Origin of the sequence: Pseudomonas sp. 43(2021) (assembly GCF_017490805.1) — a bacterium.
Classification (GTDB): domain Bacteria; phylum Pseudomonadota; class Gammaproteobacteria; order Pseudomonadales; family Pseudomonadaceae; genus Aquipseudomonas.
In genome coordinates, this window is record NZ_JAFGYJ010000022.1 from 32,212 (window position 1) to 55,250 (window position 23,039).

A 23,039-nucleotide genomic window follows, 5' to 3' on the forward strand; every position below is an offset into this window, starting at 1 on the left:
CCACCTTGTGGGAGCGGGTTCACCCGCGAGGAATTCCACGCGGTGCATGGCACCGGCTACGCCAGTGTTCGCGGCCGATCCCACAGGGATCTGGGCAAGCTGCCAGATTTTGCACAAGATACAGAGCCTGCGCTGTTTTCATCAATCCAACATCCACCCGGCATCGCCCTCCTCCAGCACACCACCGTGATCCGTCCGGTCACCTTTACGCGCCACAGCCGCGCCTTCGATCAGGAAATGCTCCGCTCCACTCTCGATCACGGCGCCGCACGTGGTCCGATCACCCACCCTGGCAACCGCCCTGCCATTGAAGGTGTACGTGGCACTGCCGCTTTCTACCTGGTTGATGCCATGTAACGGGCAGACATGTCGATGACCTACAAGTACGACAGGGTTCATTGAGCTTCTCCTTCTGATGGCCCAGTACGCGATTCACGGTCCATTTCCTGAGGCCAATCAACCTTCGGCGCCAGGCAGTGCATGTGGCTGAGGCCATCGTCATCGTTCCAGTCACGGGGTGGGTGCACGAATTTCGGCAGGGCTTCGGGGCCTTGCTGCATGAATAGCCGGGCGATAGCCCAGTAGGCTTCTCCGTGGTAGAGGTCGTGGGTGAATAACACGCGGTCGATGACTTCGTCGGTGTCCGGGTTGCGAACCGACAGCATGACGTTTTCGATCAGCCCACCGTAGCCGGGGGCGTAGACTCGGTAGACTTCGGCGGTTACGTCGTCCCAATTGTAGGCGACAGGTTTGACGCCCCAGTGTTTGCGGCTGAACAGGAAGAGGTAGTTGCATCTGAATTGATAAACATAGATCTTTCGACGCAAGCGATTAAAACGTATTGGTTCGTCTCGTGGAAGTGCCAAGTCTAGCCGGACAAATGAAAAGACGACCCATATGCAGATTAGAGGCCCGAGTATCAAGATTAGCTTCATAATCCAATCGAAGGCCTGACTGTAATCAATGAGACCCCAATACACTTGTACAGTTACAAAAAACAAGAACAGCAGCGTCGGAATGCCAAGCAAGGCCAATACACCTCGTAGACGGACTGTAGATCGAGGCAACTCCATGTATACATCATCAGCATGGTTTGGTGGCGGATTGATATCATTCAAATTCAAGAGAGATGTGGGTGCTTCGTGGGCGCTCGGTAGATCGTAGCGCCAGGCTGGCGCACGTCTCATTAACACTCTTGGCTCATGCGTCGTCATTTGCCCTCCGGTTACATACCTCAATATACGCACTTTCAATTTCTCGGTCCGGCCAGTACATTACCAGCAATGTTGCTGCGACAATGGAGTGCGCTCCAATTGTCGGCATGAGTTCTATAAGGCCTGAGATAGCCAATTGGGACCGGTCATTACCCTCCGAAAAAGAAGAGTACTTTTTATCAATATTAAAGTCGCCTTTATAGTCGGGCAGCCTAGGTGGAGAAAAGCCAGGGAAGCTGGCCGACTTGGAAAAGCCAGTTGAGCGACGTGCATGAAACTCATCCACAACCAGCGTCTCTCCTCCCGTGTAGTCCGGGAACTGGCCATCACCTAGACGATGGACTGTCAGGCACCACCGATATGCCGACATTCCGTCTTTGTACTGAGGTAGGATTATCTTGAATTTTATTTTTTGTTTCCGTTCAAGACCGGTCAACCCTCCGATCCTTGGAGTGGCCGGGTCACTTACCAGATTCGATTCGAAGTGGAATTCTGCCTGTACACCTAGCGTGGCGGCGTTGAGCTCCGCAAATGCGATGTCTGCGTATTCCGGGCTTCTCCAGTGAATGACTGGCGTCTCATCTGCCTTTCCAAAACAGCACCGTCGGGCCCACCGTTCCAGAGCGGATGACTCATTCTCTTCAGCGCTTTTGCTAAGCGTATAGGCAGTCAACGCCAGCACTACAGCGAGGCCTACGGGTCCCAATACAGTGGAGCTTAATGCTGTTCCAGCGACGGCAATGGCGCTGGCCCCGTAAAAACCTGCAGCCAACCAGTATCGTATCGCTGCTGCACCATCTCCTGCTGCCGATACACGTTTAGCAGCAGAAACTGCCTGTGCTGCCTCAACAAACCCGACGACAGCGCCTACTACAGCACCGATTTTTATCAAGGTCTCGCCTGTGGCAGTAGCACCTTTGGCCCATGGCATACCCTTATAGGCACTTGCCCGCAACATGAGCCCAACCAGTTCGATATGCCCTCCCAACACTCCCAAGTACGATCCTTGCAACGCCAACTTGGCCTCATACGCCTTGGGCCCAATCTCCGTTTCCGCCTTTTCCTGATTCCTGCCCAGGCTGTCCTGTTGCAAATACAACCCGCCTATCGCCAGCAGAACCTCCCAGCTGCCAGCAATCCCGCGCAACCCGGAAAAACCGGTTCTAACCAATCGGGCTGCCTGCTGCGTCGTGATCTTCATCCCCTGCAACAACCTGCGCGCATCGGTTTCCAGCGTCCCCGCCGCCACCGAGATATCCACCAGGGCAAGCTGCGCTGCGCTGCTCGCCTGGGTCACGCCCATGCTGACTTCCTTGAACAACCGCCCATGCACCTCCTCAGCCTTGCCTTCGACCCACACCGTCACACTGATCATCGTATTGGTGAGCCGTGGATCGAGCACGGCCAGGCTCATCAAGCCGTGCTGGATAATCGGCCGCACCTTGCGCATGGCCTTCATCGAGCCAAACTCGAAGTCATCGATATTGCGGCGCATCCGGTCCCGCGCCTCGGCGATCGACGCATTGGCCTTGTGCTGCAACTCCCGGAGGTGGGCACTTTGCAAGGCGTAGTACTCGCCCAGCTTCATCTTCACTTCCAGCTCGATCAGGTGGACGCCGTTGTAGAGAAACTGCGTGGCGCTGTTCAGATGCCGCACAGCCTTCTGAATGCCAGGCGACAGACATGGCGCCAGCCGCTGACTGGCCGCATTGAGCGCACCCTGCGTTTCAGCAATGGCCTGCTTGAGGGTGTTGCGCATGCGCAGGCCGGCGTCATCGCTGGCGATGATCTTGCTCAGCATGCCGTAGAGCTTGTCGCTGTCGTTCCAGTTGATCGCTTCTGTGGCGGAGAAACTGGGCAGCAGCCCGGCCAGCAATGACTGGTCGCGCATCAGCAAGGCGCGGTAGGGCGGGCTGTCCGGATCCTGCAGCCATTTCAACCAGAGCAGTTCGCTGGTGCCGGATGCGGGAACATGCGGTTCAAGGCGGAGGACGACAGCTTCCGTAACGCCGCCACCCAGGCACAGGGCCATGGTCTTGGCATAGGCCACCCCGGACTCACGATCGTTACCGTCGTAGTCGTACGCCTCGGCCACCTTGAACATGGGCGTATCGAACAAGGCAGCGTACGCCTTTGCATCCTTGTCGATGTAACGCTGAAACTCGCGCTCCTGCTGCTCATATTCAGCCTGGAACGCGGCCCGCTGCGGTTCGTGGTAGCGCTCTTCAAGCCGCTCGTCACTCTCCTGCTGCGCACGCTCGACCAATAGCTGCCGCTCGACTGCCGGGTCGGTGAACACCGGCGGCCCATCGCCCGTCATCGGTTCCAGCGACGGCACCTTCTGCGCCGCCCATTCCCTGTGCGTGGCACGAATGATCTGCAGGATCTGCGAGGTCTGCAGTTGATAGGCCCGCATCGGTTCTTCACGCCAGGCCTGACGCTTCAGTACCCAGTTCAGGCGCTGATGGTTGTACTCCTGAATCAGCCCGACGGTGTCGTCGAGCACCACCGCCAGCACGCCGTTTTCCAGCTTGTGCCGGTTGATCGCATTGACCAGATACCCACGCAGGGCGAACCGGCGCAACCAGCGGCTGTGGAAGCCATGCGCACTGTCGAAGGGGGCACAGCCATGCTGGGCATACTCGAACACCTGCTGGTCGACCCCAAGCTTATCGGGCGTCATGGCGATGCCTAGGAGTTCGGGATTGCTGCGTGCCTGAATCAGGTCCAGGCCCTCGAAGCGATGCGCAGGCGACGCGCCGCTCTTGTAGGCGTTCAGCACGCTCACCGGCCAAGGATCGCTGGAGAAGGCCAGCCAGGCGCTGGCGTACCTGCTGGTATCGATGTTGAGAAAGGCCGAAGGAATGTCGTGATCTGCGTTCACGCATTTTTCGGGCAGCGGCGAAGGCGGGCCGTCTGGCGGCTCATAAGGATTAAAGCGGCGCAGATGACCTTGCTCGCTGACGGCATAGGCGTGCCAGACCTGCTGGTAGAGCAGGACATACAGGTAGCCCCTGCGCAAAGTGCGCAAGCCGATCTTGGTCGAGATATGCCGGTTATCCGCCACGGTGGAGACACACCCGGGGCGGGTATCCGGCACCAGGGCGCGACGCAGCGGCAAGATCGGCAGGCCCTGCCGCTCGCAGGACATGCACTGGTCGTGTGGCAGCCCGGCTTCGGCGATCGCGAGGGCAATACGTTGGCTGATGGTCATAAACGACTCTCGGGTTTCGGCAGGCATTCGATCAGTTGGCGCCATTGCGCCTCGGAGTAGCGGGCGAGCAATGCGGCAAGAGGCGCCTGACCTCTGGCAGCTGCGTCGATCATTTCGCCCACCACAGGTACGGTATGCAGCCTAGGGTGAATGCACAGGTGATGGAGAGCGAAGGCCACGATGTCCTCCATCTCGCTCAGGCCCAACCTGCGTGCATCATCGACATGGTTCGAAGCACGCACCGCAGCAAACGGTGGAATCTGACACTGATTGATATGCTGCGAACCCGCCCGCAACACTCTCCAGGTAGCCAGCACACGTTCGATCAGCCCCACGTCATCCTGAATTCGCCGCGCAGGGGGCGGCAAAGGGTGTCGCTGCCCGCTCTGCCCTTTCAGGCTTGCCAACCTCCCACCGCTACTCAGGAACAACCAATCACTGATCGGCCACCATGGGCCTTGTTCAAGCCGCTCGAACGTCGCCGCCAGCAACTCCAGACGGACGGGTTCGTAGACCGGGTAGCAGCCAAATTCCCGATTGGAATCGGGCAGCCGACACAAGGCCGTGAGATGGGACGCGACAGCGGCCGAAGGTGCCTCACTGAACAGCCAGCCACACAGGTAACGCCGTTGCTGAAACAACGCCCTCTGCGCTGCCCGGGCGGTCAGTTCCAGCAAACGGCGACTGGGGACAGTGCCGGGCGAAGCCAGGCAGACCAGTACGGGATGCAGTTGGGGGGCATGGGCCAGGTCGGCCCGGTACACACGGGCCAATGCCTGCTCACCCAGGGCATTGCGCAGCGGGGCAAGCAAGGCGTGGTCGCCATCGTGAGCAGTCGCAAGCGGGTCTATCAGCACATGGCAGTACAAGTGCGCCCGATGGTGGCTTTCGATGAGCCTGACCAAGTCATCAGTGTCCATCAGACCTTGGCCTCGCACTTGTTGCTGGCGTCAGGGGTAAGCATGAGTGACTGGCTATTTCCAGCCCCTGACGTAGCCGCGCTGGTTGGCCCCAGCAGGTCGAGTTTCAGCCCATTGATGGTGATGCCCTGCTCATCCAGTACAATGCTACCGCCCACGGTTCTGAACTCGATGCGCTCACTGGCGCGCACCTGATAGGTCGTCGTACGTTGCTCCATGCCCTGCCCGACGGTGACCTTTTGCACACCTTTGACGACAAGCTCGGCGTCCTTTCCGACAAAGACCTGGTGATTGGCCCCCGTTGATTCGCTACGGTCGTTGCCTACCTTCTCGATCAGGTCATGCTTGATGTCTACGCTGCAGGTTTGCCCGATGAGCTGGGTATGGTCACGCCCGGTTTCCTGGCGGAAGTCATTGCCGATATTCAAGTGCTCATCATTGCCGACCTGCTCGACACGATTACGCCCGACACGCGTGGTCTCATCATTACCGACTACATTGTTCTGGTCCCGCTGGGCATGGATGAACACTTCTTCCTTGCCCAGTTCGTCCTCGAAGCGCAGCTCGTTGAAGCCATCGCCCTTGTGGGTCTGGCTCTTGATGGTCATGCGAGTCTTGTGTTCGGGCAGGTCGTACGGCGGCAACTGGTTGCCGCAGTAGGTACGCCCGGTGATCATCGGCTGGTCGGGGTCGGCGTTGACGTACTGGATGATCACGTCCTGGCCGATGCGCGGAATGGCCATCGAGCCCCAGCTGCCGCCGGCCCAGCCTTGCGACACGCGCACCCAGCAGGAGCTGAATTCGTTGTTCTCGCTCTCCCGATCCCAGGGGAAGCTGACCTTGACCCGGCCCCACTCGTCGCAGTAGATCTCTTCCCCGGGCGGCCCGACGACGGTGGCCATGTGTGGGCCGTCGATGCGTGGCTTGGGCAACGGCGCCGGACGCCATTCGATCCGGCCGGGTACCAGCACGGCTTCCTGCGAGTAGCGCGTTCCTTGTTCGGCTCCGGCAGCTTCTTCTTGCAAGCTGGTGAATTGGCTGCCCTCGTGATGTATACGCATCACACGCCAATGTGCGTTGAGGTCTTTGCGCGGATGTTCGATGAGGGTGAAGCTCAGCCCCGGTTGCAGGCGGACATCGTCACCCTCGACTTCGGCAATATGGGCGTCATGGCGCAGGGCCGTTAGACGGGTGGCGGTGAAGGGTACACCGACCGCATCGCGCTTGTAGCGGCCGGGGTAATCGAAGCGCTCATAGTCCCGGGACTGATGGGTGATGCCACTGTCACCTGCGCGGTGTTCCTGCCGGTACTGCGGATTGGTGAAGGTGTAGTCCCGCTGCACCTGGCGTGCGGTGCGCACCTGTTCGCTGTAACGCAGGCGGCGCAGGCAAGGCCTGGCCTGGTCGCCACCGCTGTTGGCGCGGTACAGCACCTGGTCGGGGCCGATGTCGCCTTCATCGAAGAAGACATCATCCTCGTCGTCGGCCTTGATCGCGCTCCGGCTGATCTGCCCCAGCGCCAACAGTCGGTCAGTGATGACCAGTTGGTGGTGTTTCGGCGTGTGCTCGAAGCGATAGACGAAACCCTCTTCACCAGCCAAGCGGGCGATGAAGTCGAGGTCCGTTTCACCGGCCTGTACGCAGAACTCGCGCACCTGATGCTCGCCCATACTCTTGATTTCGAAACGGGCAATGCCCTGGCGCTTGAGCATCAATTCGAGAATCTGCGGCACGGTTTTCTGCTGGAAGATGCGCCAGTTCGAACGCAAGCCGGCACGGGCCAGCACGGGCTCGACCAAGGCGCGGTAACGGGTGCGATAGAACCCCGTCTCACCCTGGCTGAAGCTGCTGACCAGGCCGTGCACATAGCGCAGGGGGCGCTCACCGCGCCAGATCGTGAACAGCACCGGCTTGTCGAGCAACTGGCCGAAGTCGACATCGTCTTCGAAACTGATCAACTCCAGCTTCAACTGGAACGGTGTGCTGATGGCTTCGTCGAATTCGAACGAAACCACTTCGAACTCATGCTGGCCAGCCAGCGGCTGGAAGGTAAAACGCAAAGCGGATTGGCTAGGCATGTGGATTCCCCCTGCTACTGCTGCAAAATGCCGTTGAGCGATTCCAGAACCTCGGCGGTGATCAAGCTCAGGCGGTAGCTGTAGTAGCAGTAGGCGCAGACCATGGCGATAGCAGAGATCACCAACGGGCTCCACCAGGGCCATTCCCAGCGCCGCATGCGGTGTGGGCGATGGACGACGTTGGTATAGGGATCGTCGCCCGGGAATTCCGGCGCGGGGCCGCGCAGTTCACGAATGACCCTGTGCATCCGCGAAATCAGGGCGTTGATGATTTCATCGCACTTTGGGTCTAGGGCGTACTTGCCCTTCAGGCCCAGGCAAAAGCAGAAGTACAGGAACTCCAGCACATCCTGGAATTCCTCGGGCGACTGCATCATCCGCTCCAGCAACAGGAAGATCTTCTCGCCACCGTGAGTTTCGTCATGGAAGATGCTGAGCAGTGGTTCTTGGCTCCAGCACGAATTGTTGCCCCAGGGTCGGCTCATCACGGCCTCGTCCAGATACAGGCACAAGGCATAGGAATAGACTTCGAGATGCGCAGTGGAATAACCGTGCTGCTGTATTTCCTCGCGGATGGCGCTGACCTGGGTCTGCAGGGTCTTGTGCACGTATTCGATGTTGGGCAAGTCATCCAGCGTGCGCAGGCGCATGACCAGGCCGAACAGCGGGTTTGCCGCGTCAAGCATCAGGTTGGCGAAGCCGCCGCGTAGCTGGAAGTCCGGGTCGGCCGGATAACCCTCATGACCTGCGCGCCTGCCCTGACCGGGCGGATAGGGTGAATCGGTGCCCTCCGGGACATCGAGCATGGCATGCAGGCTGTTTTCAGTTACGTCATGGGCAGTGTTGGCTGACTGGAATTTTCCAGGAGGAACAGCAGATGGGCCGGGCATGAAGAGGTCCTTGTCTTCCAGTAGACTGAAGACATGAACACTATCGGGGAATCAATTCTTCGAGGAGCTTGGGGCGTCCCAAAACGTTGTAGGAATTTTCTCCTTTTCTCCTTTTCTGGACGCCTCAGCAGTTGATCGGTTACCCCGAGTCCCAGCTATTGTCGCCGTGATGCCGGAATTCTGGGGCCGCTTTGCGGCCCTTTCGCGACGCAAGGCCGCTCCTGCAACGACTGCGCCAGCCGTCGTGTGGGCGGTGCAGCGCCGCAACCGTTCAATCAGCCAAACAACCTGGCCAGAAAACCCAGCTTCTTCTTGTACGAGCGCCGTGCTTCCAGCGCATCCTCCAGGCTCACCGCCAGGAACCGCGCCTGCTGGTTGGGCTGCATCTGCCCGATCAGGTCCAGGTCGGCGCTGATCACCGTGCCGATCATGGCGTAGCCGCCACCCGACACCGCATCACGGTGCAGGATGATCGGCTCCAGCCCCGCCGGTACCTGGATCGAACCGATCGGGTAGCAGCTGTCGACGATGTTCGAGGGGTCCGAGCCGGCCCCGAACGGCTGCTCCCGCGGCTGAAAGCTCAAGGCACTGCCGCCCTTGTAGCGATAGCCAATACGGTCTGCCTCGGAACCGACCGTCCAGGCCTCGGTGAAAAAGCTCTGCGCCGCAGCCTTGGTCAGGCGGTGAAAATACAGCCCCGGCACCACCCGCAGCACCACCTCGCCACCCAGGGCCTGGCGCAAGGCCATCGGCAGGCTTGCACCAGCGCGGGTCTTGCCGCTGGCTACGCCGACCGGCAACAGGTCGCCCGCCATCAGCTTGCGCCCATGGAAGCCACCCAATGCACCCAGCGCATAGGTTGAGCGGCTGCCGAGCACCTCGGGTACATCGATACCACCGGCCACCGCCAGATACGCCCGGGCGCCTGCGGTAGGAAAGCCGAAACGCAACACCTGCCCGGCACGCACGGCAAATGCGGTGTCCGGGCGTTGCTCGCGGCCATCGAGCAAGGCTGGCATCTGCGCACCACACACCGCCACCAGTGCATCCTGCTGAAACTCCAGCTCCGGCCCCACCAGCGCGCACTCCAGGCCCGCGGCGCCGGCCGGGTTGCCCACCAGGTGGTTGGCCGCCCTCAGGGCGTACTGATCGAGCGCGCCGGACGGCGGGATGCCCAGGTGGTAGTAGCCTTCGCGGCCCAGGTCCTGCACCGAGGTAGCCAGGCCGGGTTTGAGTACCTTGATCATGCCAGCACCTCTTGCAGGGTCCGTGGATAGCCGACCGGGTCGGCGAGGAACGCGTCCAGGGAGAATTCCACCGGGCGAATGCGCAGGTCGAAACGGCCTTCTTCCACATCCGCCACCGCCTGGTCGTAGGTACGGCGATCGATGGGCTTGAACTGCACGATGTCTCCCGGGCGGAAGAACACCATATGCTCCTTCAGGTAGTTCAGTGTCTGCTGCGGGTCGTAGATCGGCGCCGGGGTCACGCCGAACATCTGGTAGCCGCCGGCCCCGCGCACGGAATAGATGCACCCGAAGCAGCCGCCATGGCCGAGGGTAAGTTTGGGGGTGTCCGTACGCGGGCGCAGGTACTTGGGCACCTGCAGTTGCCGCTCGCGCTCGACCATCTGGAACATGAACGGCAGGCCAGCGACGAAGCCCACCATCGACACGAACCACGGTGCGCCGCTGTGTGCGGCAATGAATGCCTCGACATCGGCCAGGCCGTTGACCCGCGCGGCGTACTCCAGGTCGGTGCTGCCCGGGTCCTGGTGGCGGTCACGAAAACGCATCAGCGTTTCATGGGTCCAGGGGTCGTTGTACAGCACCGGAATCTCGATGATCCGCGTCTGCAACGAGCGCTCGGCCACCGCCTGCGCTTCAGCACCGCGCACCGCTGCCAGCAGCGCCTGCGGGGCGATACGGTCCGGGTCGTAGCGGATCTGGAACGAGGCGTTGGCCAGGCACACATCCAGCACGCCATCCAGGGCCAGCCGTTCCACCGCACGGGTGACGGCCATGCCCTTGAAAAAAGCCTCCAGCGACATGCTCTCGCTGACTTCGGCAAACAGGTGCTCGTCGGCGCCAAAGCTGTAGCGGATCGGGGTTGTAGCAAGCGGTTCGGCCATGACTGTTCCTTTTCTTGGAGTCTTTATAGAAAGGCAGGCGAAAGCAAACTGCACAGGCTCAGCGTGGCGCGCGTACCACGATACCGGCAGCGTCCAGCGCCTTGCGCGTGGCCTCCACCAGGTCGAGCGCACCTGGGGTATCACTGTGGAGGCAGATGGAATCGAACGCGATGGCCAGGTCCTGCCCCTCGACCGTGCGCACCACGCCTTGCTGGCAAGCCCGCAACACCCGCTCAGCAACGGCCCTGGGCTCGTAGCCCCGCACATTGCGGGTAAACACGATCGACCCGCTCAGGTCGTACTCGCGGTCGGCGTAGAACTCGCGAATCACCGGCTGGCCCAGTGCCTGGGCAATGCGGCAGATCACCGAACCCGGCATGCAGTACAGCAGCAGCTCCGGCTCGATCACCCGCAGGTTTTCCACCAGCAGCCGCGCGGCTTCTTCGTCACGTGCCAGATGCATGTAAAGCGCACCGTGCGGTTTGATGTGCTGCAGGCGCACGCCTTGGGCGCGGGCAATTTCACGCAGTGCGCCGAGCTGGTAGAGCATGTCGTCGACTAGTTCCTGGGCCGGGGCATTGATGTGCCGGCGGCCGAAGCCGACCAGGTCGCGGAACCCAGGGTGCGCCCCCACAGCAACGCCTAGGGCCTTGGCCCGCTGGACGGTGCGGCGCATGGTGCCGGGGTCACCGGCATGGAAGCCGGTGGCGATGTTGGCCGAGCTGATGTAGCCCATCAGCTCGTTGTCGACGCCGTCGCCAATGGTCCACGGGCCAAAGCCCTCCCCCATGTCCGAGTTGAAATCCACCACCTGCATGACTGTCTCTCCTGGCGCTTGTGACTGCATGCAAGCCACGTTAGATTCTCCGCACCCCCTTGGGAAGATTTATAAACAGATGGGGTGTCTTCGGAAAATCAGATACCCAGGGAGCCTACCGTGTCACTGACCCTGCGCCAGGTCCGCTACTTCGTCGCCACCGCCGAGATCGGCCAGATTTCCCAGGCGGCGATCCACCTGAACATTTCCCAGTCTGCCGTGACCACGGCGATCAAGGAGCTGGAGGCGATGCTCGGCGTGATGCTGTTCCAGCGCTCGGCCCAGGGCATGAGCCTGACCGAGGCCGGTCGGCACTTCCTGAACCGCGCCTACGTGATCCTGCGCAGCGTGGACGATGCGCTTAACAGCCCGCTGCCGGATGTGCGCGCCAGCGGCCTGCTGCGCCTGGCAGCAAGCTATACGGTGATCGGCTACTTCCTGCCGCATCACCTGCAACGCCTGGAACACTGGCACCCGGACGTGACCCTGGAACTTTACGAACAAGAGCGCAGCGCCATCGAGCAAGGCCTGCTGGAGGGGCGTTTCGACATGGCGGTGGTGCTCACCGCCAACCTCACCCACCCGGACATCGTCTCGGAAACCCTGTTCAACTCCGAACGCCGCCTGTGGCTGCCCGGCCACCATCCGCTGTGCGAGCGCTCGGCGGTAAGCCTGGCCGATGTGGCTTGCGAGCCGTTCATCCTGCTGACCGTGGATGAAGCCGAGCAAAGCGCCATGCGCTATTGGGAACAGGCCGGGCAGCGGCCGAAAGTGCGGGTGCGGACCAGTTCGGTGGAAGCCGTGCGCAGTATGGTCGCCAATGGCAGCGGTGTGGCGATCCTGTCGGACCTGGTGCACCGCCCGTGGTCGCTGGAGGGCAAGCGTATCGAGACGGTGACCATCAGCGACCCGGTGACGCCGATGAGCGTGGGGTTGGCCTGGCACCGGGAACGGGCGTTCAGCCCGGCGATGCAGGCCGTGCGCAATTACTTCCATGATGCATTTCTGGCGCCGCAGCAGTTGTCGGCACGGCGCTGACCAGTTTTTTGCCGGCCCGGCCTCTTCGCGGGCATGCCCGCTCCCACAGGGGCCGCGTGGCTTTCAAGTATCCAGACCAAGGCCGGCTTGCTTTTACCGCTCCACGGGCATAGCGTTCGGGAGTTTTCTTTACTGTGCCCAGGAGCAACTCCATGTACACCGGCATCGTCCAGGCCGTCCGCCCTCTGCTTGATGTGACCACCTACCCGGGCCACAACCAGTTCACCATCGACCTCACCCCGGAACTGCTCGACGAGCTGAAGATCGGCGCCAGCGTCAGTGTCGAGGGCACCTGCCTGTCGGTCACCGAAATCGACGGCACCCAGGTCAGGTTCGACGCCATGACCGCCACCCTCGAGCGCACCAACCTGCGCAACTTCAAGGCCGGCCAGGGCGTCAACATTGAACGCTCGGCGAAGATGAACGCCGAAGTCGGTGGCCACCTGATGGCCGGCCACATCGCCACCACCGCCGAAATCGTCGAGCTGTCGATCAAGGAAACCGGTGCCTTCATCAAGTTCCGCATGCCACCGCAATGGGGCAAGTACGTGTTCCCGCGCGGTTTCATCGGGGTAAACGGCTGCAGCCTGACCGTCGCCGATGTCGAGGACAACGTGATCACCATCAACCTGATCCCGGAAACCCTGCGCCAGACTACCTTCGCCAGCTACAAGGCCGGCGAGCTGCTCAATATCGAAGTGGACCACCAGACCATGGTCCTGGTCGATGTGGTGGAGCGCACCATCAAAGGCACCCTGGCCCGCGAAAAACTGCTGCCCTGAGACCCGCCCATGCTGCCTACCGCCCTCCCCGCACGCACAGCCAAACGGCTGCGCCTGCAAATTCTGCGTGGTCGTGTCGGCCTTGGCCTGGTCGCCGGCCTGTCGGTGCTGGCCGGCATGACCGATGCCATTGGCCTGCTGGCCCTGGGCGACTTCGTATCGTTCATGAGTGGCAATACCACGCGCCTGGCCGTCGCCATCAGCGAGGCGGACCTGGCCCTGGTGCTGCGCCTGAGTGCTGCGGTGTTGGGCTTCGTCGCTGGCAACGCCCTGGGCGTGCTGCTGGCGCGCGGCTTCCGCCGTCGGGCCTGGCCGGTGCTGCTGGTGGTCGCCGCCCTGCTGGCCTTCGCGGCGGCATGGCCCTTGGCGGTCACTTTTCCGGCGTTGCTCGCAGCCACACTGGCCATGGGCATGATCAATGCCGTGGTCGAACAGGTGAATGGCCTGCCTATCGGCCTGACCTACGTCACCGGTGCCCTGTCGCGCTTCGGTCGTGGCCTGGGGCGCTGGCTGCTGGGCGAGCGGCGCAATGGCTGGCGGGTGCAACTGGTGCCTTGGGCCGGCATGCTGCTGGGTGCCGCGCTGGGTGCCTGGCTGCAACAACACCTGGGCCTGCTGGCACTGACCGGCAGCTGCGCACTGGCCTGCGTACTGGCCATGGTGTCGCGGTTCATCCCGGGCGCCTGGCAGCGCGGTTACATGCCGCGCTGATCACCTGTGGAAGCTGGTTGGCGATGCGCCGCGAAAGCGGCGCGCACTGAAATCAGATGCCTTCGCGGGCCAGGTCCATGGCGAAGTAGGTGAGGATCAGGTCGGCACCGGCACGCTTGATCGCGCCAATGCTTTCACGCACCACCCGGCCTTCATCGATGGCGCCAGCCAGGCCGCCGAACTTGATCATCGCGTACTCGCCGCTCACCTGATAGGCCGCCAGCGGCAGGCGCGATGCTGCGCGGATATCGGCGATCACGTCGAGGTAGGCACCGGCCGGCTTGACCATCAGCACATCCGCCCCTTCCTGCTCGTCGAGCAGCGACTCACGCACGGCTTCGCGGCGGTTCATCGGGTTCATCTGGTAGCTCTTGCGGTCGCCCTTCAGCGCGGTACCACCGGCTTCACGGAACGGGCCATACAGCGACGAGGCAAACTTGGTGGAATAGGCCATGATCGCGGTATCGTGGAAACCGGCACCATCCAGCGCGCTGCGAATGGCCTGGACCTGGCCGTCCATCGCCGCCGACGGGGCAATGAAGTCGGCACCGGCAGCGGCGGCGATGACTGCCTGCTTGCCCAGGTTGGCCAGGGTGGCGTCGTTGTCCACGCCATGGTCGTGCAACACACCGCAGTGGCCGTGGCTGGTGTATTCGCAGAAGCAGGTGTCGGACATCACCACCATTTCCGGCACGGTGTCCTTGCAGATGCGCGACATGCGCGCGACCAGGCCGTTTTCGTTCCAGGTGTCGCTGCCAACGGCGTCCAGGTTGTGCGAAACGCCAAAGGTCATTACCGACTTGATACCGGCGCGGGCATAGCGCTCGATTTCCTGGGCCAGCAGCTTCTCGGGGATGCGGTTGACGCCCGGCATGCTGGTGATCGGCACGAAGTCATCGATGCCCTCTTCGACGAAGATCGGCAGGATCAGGTCTTCAAGGCGGAACTCGGTTTCCTGGAAGATCGTGCGCAGGGACTCGTTCTGGCGCAGGCGGCGTGGACGAACGGACGGGAATTGGTTGGACATGACAGCTCCAGGGAATTTGAACGGCGTATACCTTATGCCTGTCTCGCGCCAGTGAAAAGGCCAGATGACGAGATATTGTCTTGCGTCAAAGGCAATGGCTGCATTTTTCCTGGGCCGGCCTCTTCGCGGGTAAACCCGCTCCCACAGAATTCGCGCTGCACTTGCAGGAGCGGGTTTACCCGCGAAGAGGCCACTGCAAGCAACCTGTTACTGCAGCCAGGGCGGCGCAGGCTCCTCTGCCCTGGCCACCCCATGCTCGGCCTCGACCCGCGCGGCACGCCGGCGCGCATCATCCAGCCGCGCCGCATCGATCTCGCGCATCACCCCGGCCACGTCAGCCGCCTGCTCGTCATCCTCGAACAGCCCCGTCAGCGGGCTGTCCGGGCGCAGTTCGCCCGCCTCGTACAAGGCCCACATTTCCTGCGCATACCGGGTACTTTTCAGCTCCGGCGCAAAGCGCCCGAAATAGTGGGCCATGTTGGCCACATCGCGCTGCAGCATGCTGAAGGCATGGTTGTTGGCCGCTGCGTCCACAGCCTGCGGCAAGTCGATGATCACCGGCCCGTCCGGGCCAAGCAGCACGTTGAACTCCGACAGGTCGCCATGCACCAGTCCGGCACACAGCATCAGTACGATCTGGCGAATCACGAAAGCATGGAACGCCCGGGCATCCTCGGCGTCGAGGTGCACGTCGTTCAGGCGAGGGGCCGCGTCACCGTCGGCATCGGTCACCAACTCCATCAACAGCACGCCGTCCTGGAAGTCATAGGGCTTGGGCACCCTCACGCCGGCACCGGCCAGGCGGAACAGCGCCGCCACTTCGGCATTCTGCCAGGCGTCTTCGGCTTCCTTGCGGCCGTATTTGCTGCCCTTGGCCATGGCCCGGGCCTGGCGGCTGTTGCGCACCTTGCGGCCCTCCTGGTACTCGGCGGCCTGGCGGAAACTGCGCTTGTTGGCTTCTTTATAGACCTTGGCGCAGCGTACCTGGCTGCCGCAGCGCACCACATACACGGCGGCTTCCTTGCCACTCATCAATGGCCGCAGTACTTCATCGACCAGGCCGTCTTCGATCAGGGGTTCGATTCTTTTCGGTGTCTTCATCAGGCTGCGTTCGGGGTCCTGGCTGTGTTGGCGGACATCCTCTCACAGCCTGATGCGACTTGCTCGTCTGTCTTCAGGGCGAACGACTCAGGCGCCCTGCCCTACACTGCCAACCGCCACCCCGCGCGCCCGACGCCGTGTCACCAGCAGCCCGGAACACACCACCAGCACCGCCAGCACCATGGTCGATACCACTTCCAGGCGGTGGTCCGGACGGAACAGCATCAGCACCAGCACACCGCTGATGAACAGGATCACGCCCCAGGTCAGCCACGGGAACAGCCACATGCGGTAGCCCAACGTCTTGCCCTGTGCGGTCAGGCGCTGGCGCAGGCGCAGCTGGGAAACGGCGATCACCAGGTACACCAGCAAGGCAATGGCGCCGGAGCTTGCCATGAGGAAGCCGAACACCTTGGCCGGCACCAGGTAATTGGCGATCACCGCCAGGAACGCCGCACCGGTAGACAGCAGCACCGCCACCACCGGCGTGCCACTGCGGCTGGTCACCTGGGCGCAGGCAGGGGCGTCACCGCGGCGGCTCAGCGAATAGACCATGCGCGAGGCGGTGTACAGCGAGGAGTTGAGGCAGCTGGTCACCGAGGTCAGCACCACGAAGTCGATGATGGCCTTGGCATTCGGCACCCCGAGGGTGTCCAGCACCGTGACATACGAGCCTTCGGTGGCCAGGCGCGGGTCGGTCCACGGTACCAGCGCGATGACAATGAAGATCGACAGGATGTAGAACAGGGTGATCCGCCAGATCACCGAGTTGGTGGCCTTGGAAATATGCTTGCCTGCTTCGTCGGATTCGGCCGCGGCGATGGTCACCACCTCGGCCCCGAGGAACGAGAACATGGTAATCAGCATGGCGCTCAGCACGGCACCAAAACCATTGGGCATGAAACCGCCGCTATCCCACAGGCGCGACACACCGCTGACACCGGAGCCTGGCAGCAGGCCAAAGATGGCGCACACTCCCAGCGCGATGAAACCGACGATGGCCACCACCTTCACCAACGCCAGCCAGAACTCGAACTCACCGTAGTTCTTCACGCTGAACAGGTTGGTGGCGGTCAGCAACAGGGTAATCACCAGCGACAATACCCAGATCTCCATCTGCGGGACCCAGGAATTGATGATGGTGGCGGCGATATTGGCCTCGATGGGGATGATCAGTACCCAGAACCACCAGTACAGCCAGCCGATGGTGTAGCCGGCCCACTTGCCAATGGCGAGGTCGGCATAGGTAGAGAACGAACCGGTGTCCGGCGAGGCAACGGCCATTTCGGCCAGCATGCGCATCACCAGCACCACCAGTGCGCCGGCCAGGATATAGGCCAGGATGGTGGCGGGCCCTGCTTCGGCAATCGCACGGCCGGAGCCGACGAACAGGCCGGCACCGATCACGCCGGCAATGGACAGCATGGTGACATGCCGTGATTTCAATCCATGACTCAAATTGTTCTTGTGGGTTTGCATGGCGCTACCTTGTTGTTTTTGTCATGCCCACGCGGGGGCCGCCGGCTTGCACGTCACCGACGCAGGCGCGAAAAAGCCCGCCCTGCCCTAGATGGTGAGTAGGGCAGTACGGGTTGAGTAAAACGAAACCGCAGAACGTATTACCGCTATGTCAGCCGGCAGCCCGCTGCCGGGGCGCCAGGTCGGCCTTGGGGAACCCGCTGCCCTGGCGGGCAACCTGCTCACAGACCTTGTCGACGATGTAGGCACCGATCGGGATGGCGGAGGTGGCGGCCGGCGACGGCGCGTTGCACACATTGACGCTGCGCGCAGTGTTGACGAACAGGAAGTCGTCGATCAGCTTGCCGTCACGCGACACGGCCTGGGCACGCACGCCGGCCGGGTAAGGCGTGAGATCGGCCTTGGTGATGCTCGGGCAGTACTTCTGTACCTGCTTGAGGTAGCCGCCCTTGAACAGCGAGTTCTTCATCTCGATCAGGCCCGGGCGGAAGTTCTTCGCCAGCACCTTGAGAATGCCGGGGGTGGTCAGGGTCTGGAACAGGTCGCTGGGGCTGATGTCGCTCTTGCGATAACCCTCACGCTTCATCGCCAGCACGGCGTTGGGGCCAACGGTGACGGTGCCGTCGATCATGCGCGTCAGGTGCACGCCCAGGAACGGCATGGACGGGTCGGGAATCGGGTAGATCAGGTGGTTGACGATCTGGTTGTGCTGTTTGGGCAGCAGGTAGTACTCGCCGCGGAACGGGCAGATGACGAACTCGGTACGCAAGCCCAGCATGCTCACCACCCGGTCGGCCATCAGGCCCGAGCAGGTCACCAGGAAACGGCTGCGCAATTCGTCACCCTGCGTGCGCACGATCACTTCGCTGGCCAGTTCCTGCAGGCCGACCACCTCGGCGCCGTAACGGATTTCGCCGCCGGCGCGCTGGAACTCGGCGCCCATGGCCGCAGTCACTTCGGCGTAATTGACGATGCCGCTGGAGGGCACGAATATGCCGCCCATGCCGACGATATTGGGCTCGCGCTCGCGCAGTTCGGCCGCCGACAGCCAGTAGCGCTCCAGGCCATTGGCCGCGGTGCGCTCCCACAGCGCTTTCATGCGCTGCATTTCCAGGTCGTTGGTGGCCACCAGCAGCTTGCCGCACTCATCGAAGCGGATGCCGTGCCGGGTGCAGAAGGCCTTGGTGGCCTTGTTGCCTTCCAGGCAGAAGCGCGCCTTGAGGCTGCCGGGGGTGTAATACACGCCGGCGTGGATCACGCCGCTGTTGTGGCCGGTCTGGTGGCGGGCCGGGCCGGACTCTTTCTCCAGCAGGAGAATCTTCGCGTCCGGGTAGACCTTGATCAGGTGCATGGCCGTGGACATGCCCACAATGCCACCGCCAATGATGATGAAATCGTACACAGCCTTACCTCACACGCAGGCATTGCCTGACTGGCTCACCATGGCCCGCACGGGTCATGGTGGCATCGTTTTGTGCAAAGGCGCGTGGGCGGGCGCCCGCCCCGCGCCCTGTCATTATTGCCCGCGCTGGTACAGCGGTTTGGGGAAGGCGACGTAGCCGCGCTGGCGCATCAGCTCGCGGCGCAGGCCTTCGTGCGGCGTAAAGCGGTCGCGGCCATGCAGCCAGAACAGATTGTTGATCAGCAGGAAGCTTCCCACGCCCACCGGTACCGACAGCTTCTTCTCGCTGCCTTCGAGCGATTCGGACAAGGCGTTCAGCCAGATGCCCTCCTCGTAGTTCTCCGGCTGCACGAACTGGTCGATGTAGCGCATGGTCGGACGGCCTTCGGCATCGGTGTCGAACACCGAGTGGAACACATCCTCGGACACCTTCTTGCTCGGTGGTGCGGTCCAGCGCATTTCCCGACGGGCCAGCGGGTGGCGGAAGAATTCGTCGCACTGCTCCCAGTCGTCCAGGTGCAGCAGCAGCGAGTTGCCGCCTTCCATGTTCTTTTCGTCGATCTTCAGCATCAGCACGTAGTCGGTGATCTGGTTGACGAAGGTGCCATCGTTGTGCAACTCCATGACCCGGTGCGGCTGACGCAGGTAGCTGTCGGAGTTGTCGGTGTTGACCACCACGAAGCGGGCATAGAACTGGCCGCTCATGGCGTCGTAGTTGGAGCGGCCGATCAGGTGTGCGCAGGCGGTGGTGAACTTGACCATGTCCTCGGCCTGGCTCACGTCATCCAGGCCGACCGGGGTGATCAGCATGCCGCCGCTGGCGCGATTGAGGATGGTATTGAGCAGCACCGGCCGCAGGGTGCCCTGGCACAGCTCGTCGAGGATCTCGCCAACCCGGAAGCGCAGGAACGACTTGTACTCCAACGCCTGCACCGGCCACTGGGCAACGGCCTGGACGAACGCTTCGACCGTTTCGCGGGCAAAGGTGAGTTCAAGCAGGCGCGGCGACTGTTTCGAGGGGGCGATGGTGTAACCACGCGGTTCGAGCGGCAGTGGCATCACAAGTTCGTCGATCTGCGTAAAAGCGTTCATGGCAGTGTCCTGGCAGAAAAAAGTGGGGTGGCGCCGTCCGGGCATGAGCTGGATCAGTGCGGGCGAGGTAAAAATATCGCCACAAACTGAAAATGTCTACATTTTTGTTGTTCGACGACAAAACGTTTGTTTGTCCATTGTTTTTCGCCAGCGAACGCTTTCGGTATGATCGACAAAACCGTTTGAGGAACAGGATCTTGGAAGCGCTCGCCCCCCGACAAAACTCAGCATTCAGCGGGTATGAGAGGCTCAAGAAGGACATCATCCGCGGCGTGTTCAAGCCCGGAGAAAAGCTGTTGATGAGCACCCTGAAGGACCGCTACGACCTGGGCGTGGGCCCGCTGCGCGAAGCGCTGTCGCAGCTGGTGGCCGAGCACCTGGTCAACGCGATCAGCCAGAAGGGCTACCGCGTGGCGCCCATGTCGCTGGACGAGATGAACGACATCTACGATGCCCGCGCCAACCTGGAGGCGATGATCATCACCCTGGCCATCGAGCGTGGCGACGACGCCTGGGAGGCGTCGGTACTGGCCCACTCGCATACCCTGGCCAAGGTGGTGGAAGTGAAGACCCGCGAGCAGCGCCTGGATGTGTGGGACGAACGGCACAAGGCGTTTCACACTGCCATTGCCTCGGGCTGCGGCTCCAAGCACCTGCTGCAGGCGCGCACCTACCTGTTCGACCAGGCCGAGCGCTACCGGCACCTGTGGCTGACCCAGACGGTGTTTTCCGAACAGGCGCTGGAGCTCAAGCGCCAGGAGCATGCAGCACTGGTCGAAGTGATTCTGGCCCGGGACGCCAAGCGCGCCAGTGCCATGATGCGTTCGCACCTGATGACCCCGGTGCCGATCATTGCGCAGATCATGCATGCCGAAGGGATTGGCGCACGCTGAAACACCACGGCGCCTGCTTCGCGGGTAAACCCGCTCCCACAGGGATGTCACCGCTCTTGGGGGCGACGCTGCACCTGTGGGAGCGGGTTTACCGGCCAAGAGGCCAGTGCAGGCAAAAGACGCTAGATGAATTTTTCTTAAATCGCCGTTTGGCTATTCTTTGGCACAATCAAGTCTCCATTAGATGCCCGGAAACCAGCATGCCTCGCGTACTGACCATCGAAGACGACGCCGTCACCGGCCAGGAAATCGTCGCCGAACTTACCAGCCACGGCCTGGAGGTGGATTGGGCCGACAATGGCCGTGAAGGCCTGGCCAAGGCCATTGCCGGCGGCTACGACCTGATCACCCTCGACCGCATGCTGCCCGAGGTCGATGGGCTGACCATCGTTACCACCCTGCGCAGCCTCAAGATCGCCACACCGATCCTTATGATCAGCGCCCTCTCCGATGTCGACGAGCGGGTACGCGGCCTGCGTGCCGGGGGTGACGACTACCTGACCAAGCCGTTCGCCTCCGACGAGATGGCCGCACGAGTCGAAGTACTGCTGCGCCGCAACAGCGTGCCCATGACCCAGACCCGCCTGCAGGTCGCCGACCTGCAACTGGACCTGATCAGCCACGAAGCCCGCCGCGGCGAACAAACCCTCAACCTGCTGCCCACCGAGTACAAGCTGCTGGAGTACCTGATGCGCCATAGCGGCCAGGTGATCACGCGGATGATGATTTTCGAGGAAGTCTGGGGCTACCACTTCGACCCGGGCACCAACCTGATCGACGTGCACATCGGCCGTCTGCGCAAGAAAATCGACTCACCCGGCCAGTCGCCACTGATCCGTACGGTACGGGGCTCCGGCTATGCCATTGCTGAACCCGTCTAAGGGCTGGAGCTCCTCGACCAGCCGCCTGCTGGCGCTGTACAGCTTTCTGTTCGTGGCCTGGAGCAGCATCCTCATGGGGGTGCTGTACTTCGAGGTGTCCAGCTACCTGAACAAACTCACTCGCCATTCCATGCTGCAGCGCCAGCACCTGTTCGCACACATGAGCGGCAAGCAGCTGGATGACGCCCTGGTTGCCAGCCAGGCCTTCGAAGAACGCAGCTTCGACGCCTATGGCCTGTTCGACAACCAGCTCAACCCGATCGGCGGGCGCATTCGTGCTGTCCCGCCAGAGCTGGGGCTGGACGGCAAGGTTCACGAACTCAAGCGCTGCCTGGACGCCGACGACCCGCACATGCCGCGTGACAGCTGCGACGCGGTGGCGATCAAGGTGCAGGATGGCCGCTGGCTGGTGCTGGTGCGCGACAACGGCTCGCTGTTCGTGGTCACCCGGATCATCCTGCATGCCCTGCTCTGGGGGATCTCGCTGACCCTGATCCCGGGGTTTGCCGGCTGGTACCTGCTAAGGCGCCGGCCGCTCAAGCGCATCCGCGCGATCCAGGCCCAGGCCGAACTGATCGTCGCCGGTGACCTTACCCACCGCCTGCCGCTGTCGGCCCGGCGTGACGAGCTGGACATGCTGGCGGCCATCGTCAACGCCATGCTCGACCGCATCGAGCGGCTGATGCATGAGGTCAAGGGCGTGTGCGACAACATCGCCCACGACCTGCGCACCCCGCTCACGCGCCTGCGCGCCCAGCTGTACCGCATTCGCCAGCAAAGTGACGTCGACTCCACCCAGGCAGAGGCGCTGGACCAGGCCATCGGCGAAACCGACACCCTGATGGCGCGTTTTCGCGGGTTGTTGCGCATCAGTGAACTGGAAGATCGCCAGCGTCGGGCCGGTTTCGTCCAGCTTGACCCGCACGAACTGCTGGTGGAGTTGCACGACTTTTACCTGCCGTTGGCCGAAGATGGCGGCATTCGCCTGGAGCTGCAGCAGCCAGCTGAACTGCCAGCATTGCACGGTGATCGCGAACTGCTGTTCGAGGCGCTGGCCAACCTGGTGGGCAACGGCATCAAGTTCACGCCTGAGGGTGGGCGGGTGCGGATTGCTGCCACCCAGGATGACAAGGGCCTGCACCTGGCCATCGAGGACAGCGGGCCGGGTATTCCGCAAGAGGAACGTGCGGCAGTGCTGAAGCGCTTCTACCGTAGCGATGAAGGCCACCGCCATGCGGGGTTCGGGCTGGGGTTGTCGATCGTTGCGGCGATCGTCGACCTGCATGGGTTCGGGCTGGAGGTGGGGGAAAGCGAATTGGGTGGGGCCAGGTTGGTTCTACATTGCCCATTGGCTGGACTGGCCAAATAA

20 protein-coding genes are annotated in these 23,039 nt (G+C 62.2%); 6 read left to right on the plus strand and 14 right to left on the minus strand.

Annotation, left to right across the window (positions count from 1 at the left end):
* Nucleotides 1–141: 141 nt before the first annotated feature.
* The 9 genes from J5M71_RS18875 to J5M71_RS18915 all read right to left on the minus strand — a co-directional run bounded on the left by J5M71_RS18875 (nt 142) and on the right by J5M71_RS18915 (nt 11,264).
* Nucleotides 142–399: a PAAR domain-containing protein gene (locus tag J5M71_RS18875; RefSeq protein WP_207834959.1), complete on the minus strand. Its 258-nt coding sequence runs from the start codon at nt 397–399 to the stop codon at nt 142–144.
* Complete coding sequence (locus J5M71_RS29335) at nt 396–1,214, minus strand: DUF6708 domain-containing protein (protein WP_233694178.1); 819 nt, start codon at nt 1,212–1,214, stop codon at nt 396–398. The genes J5M71_RS18875 and J5M71_RS29335 overlap by 4 nt, the downstream gene beginning before the upstream one ends.
* Nucleotides 1,201–4,428: a T6SS effector BTH_I2691 family protein gene (locus J5M71_RS18885; protein WP_207834961.1), complete on the minus strand. Its 3,228-nt coding sequence runs from the start codon at nt 4,426–4,428 to the stop codon at nt 1,201–1,203. Before J5M71_RS18885 ends, J5M71_RS29335 begins: the two co-directional genes overlap by 14 nt.
* Entirely contained in the window at nt 4,425–5,348 is a 924-nt protein-coding gene (locus tag J5M71_RS18890; protein ID WP_207834963.1) for a hypothetical protein, read from the minus strand. The genes J5M71_RS18885 and J5M71_RS18890 overlap by 4 nt, the downstream gene beginning before the upstream one ends.
* Nucleotides 5,348–7,426 (minus strand): type VI secretion system tip protein TssI/VgrG, encoded by a 2,079-nt coding sequence (tssI, locus tag J5M71_RS18895; protein WP_207834971.1) that lies wholly within the window; start codon nt 7,424–7,426, stop codon nt 5,348–5,350. Before tssI ends, J5M71_RS18890 begins: the two co-directional genes overlap by 1 nt.
* Nucleotides 7,427–7,440: 14 nt before the next feature.
* Nucleotides 7,441–8,316: a type IVB secretion system protein IcmH/DotU gene (icmH, locus tag J5M71_RS18900; RefSeq protein WP_207834974.1), complete on the minus strand. Its 876-nt coding sequence runs from the start codon at nt 8,314–8,316 to the stop codon at nt 7,441–7,443.
* 275 nt (nt 8,317–8,591) lie between these two features.
* Complete coding sequence (locus J5M71_RS18905; RefSeq protein WP_207834976.1) at nt 8,592–9,563, minus strand: biotin-dependent carboxyltransferase family protein; 972 nt, start codon at nt 9,561–9,563, stop codon at nt 8,592–8,594.
* The gene (locus tag J5M71_RS18910) at nt 9,560–10,447 is read right to left on the minus strand and encodes an allophanate hydrolase subunit 1 (protein WP_207834985.1); all 888 of its coding nucleotides are present in this window, start codon (nt 10,445–10,447) and stop codon (nt 9,560–9,562) included. The genes J5M71_RS18905 and J5M71_RS18910 overlap by 4 nt, the downstream gene beginning before the upstream one ends.
* A gap of 58 nt (nt 10,448–10,505) precedes the next feature.
* A complete protein-coding gene (locus tag J5M71_RS18915; RefSeq protein WP_207834987.1) occupies nt 10,506–11,264 on the minus strand; it encodes a 5-oxoprolinase subunit PxpA in 759 nt (252 codons plus the stop codon).
* Between the two features lie 120 nt (nt 11,265–11,384).
* Between J5M71_RS18915 and J5M71_RS18920 the strand changes: the two genes are divergently transcribed.
* From J5M71_RS18920 to J5M71_RS18930, 3 genes are all read left to right on the plus strand, one after another.
* Nucleotides 11,385–12,302: a LysR family transcriptional regulator gene (locus J5M71_RS18920; RefSeq protein ID WP_063914826.1), complete on the plus strand. Its 918-nt coding sequence runs from the start codon at nt 11,385–11,387 to the stop codon at nt 12,300–12,302.
* A gap of 152 nt (nt 12,303–12,454) precedes the next feature.
* Nucleotides 12,455–13,084, plus strand: a complete 630-nt coding sequence (locus J5M71_RS18925) for a riboflavin synthase subunit alpha (protein WP_207834989.1) — start codon at nt 12,455–12,457, stop codon at nt 13,082–13,084.
* 9 nt (nt 13,085–13,093) lie between these two features.
* Nucleotides 13,094–13,795, plus strand: coding sequence for a YoaK family protein (locus J5M71_RS18930; protein WP_207834991.1), 702 nt, complete (start codon nt 13,094–13,096; stop codon nt 13,793–13,795).
* Nucleotides 13,796–13,847: 52 nt separating this feature from the next.
* On the opposite strand, the gene hemB is transcribed toward J5M71_RS18930, so the two are convergent.
* The 5 genes from hemB to glaH form a co-directional block, all read right to left on the minus strand.
* Nucleotides 13,848–14,822: a porphobilinogen synthase gene (hemB, locus tag J5M71_RS18935; protein WP_013972900.1), complete on the minus strand. Its 975-nt coding sequence runs from the start codon at nt 14,820–14,822 to the stop codon at nt 13,848–13,850.
* A gap of 207 nt (nt 14,823–15,029) precedes the next feature.
* Nucleotides 15,030–15,923 carry a PA4780 family RIO1-like protein kinase gene (locus J5M71_RS18940; protein WP_063914830.1) on the minus strand — a complete coding sequence of 298 codons (894 nt, stop codon included), beginning with the start codon at nt 15,921–15,923 and terminating at the stop codon, nt 15,030–15,032.
* 87 nt (nt 15,924–16,010) lie between these two features.
* Nucleotides 16,011–17,402 (minus strand): GABA permease, encoded by a 1,392-nt coding sequence (gene gabP, locus J5M71_RS18945; protein ID WP_063914831.1) that lies wholly within the window; start codon nt 17,400–17,402, stop codon nt 16,011–16,013.
* Nucleotides 17,403–17,553: 151 nt separating this feature from the next.
* Nucleotides 17,554–18,804 (minus strand): L-2-hydroxyglutarate oxidase, encoded by a 1,251-nt coding sequence (gene lhgO, locus J5M71_RS18950; protein WP_207834993.1) that lies wholly within the window; start codon nt 18,802–18,804, stop codon nt 17,554–17,556.
* Between the two features lie 114 nt (nt 18,805–18,918).
* Entirely contained in the window at nt 18,919–19,896 is a 978-nt protein-coding gene (glaH, locus tag J5M71_RS18955) for a glutarate dioxygenase GlaH (protein WP_013972903.1), read from the minus strand.
* A 197-nt stretch (nt 19,897–20,093) separates the two neighbouring features.
* Here glaH and csiR point away from each other — a divergent pair, with 197 nt between their 5' ends.
* From csiR to J5M71_RS18970, 3 genes are all read left to right on the plus strand, one after another.
* Nucleotides 20,094–20,789 carry a DNA-binding transcriptional regulator CsiR gene (csiR, locus tag J5M71_RS18960; protein WP_063914834.1) on the plus strand — a complete coding sequence of 232 codons (696 nt, stop codon included), beginning with the start codon at nt 20,094–20,096 and terminating at the stop codon, nt 20,787–20,789.
* A 200-nt stretch (nt 20,790–20,989) separates the two neighbouring features.
* Nucleotides 20,990–21,670, plus strand: a complete 681-nt coding sequence (locus J5M71_RS18965; RefSeq protein ID WP_025338946.1) for a response regulator transcription factor — start codon at nt 20,990–20,992, stop codon at nt 21,668–21,670.
* The gene (locus J5M71_RS18970; RefSeq protein ID WP_207835002.1) at nt 21,648–23,039 is read left to right on the plus strand and encodes a HAMP domain-containing sensor histidine kinase; all 1,392 of its coding nucleotides are present in this window, start codon (nt 21,648–21,650) and stop codon (nt 23,037–23,039) included. Before J5M71_RS18965 ends, J5M71_RS18970 begins: the two co-directional genes overlap by 23 nt.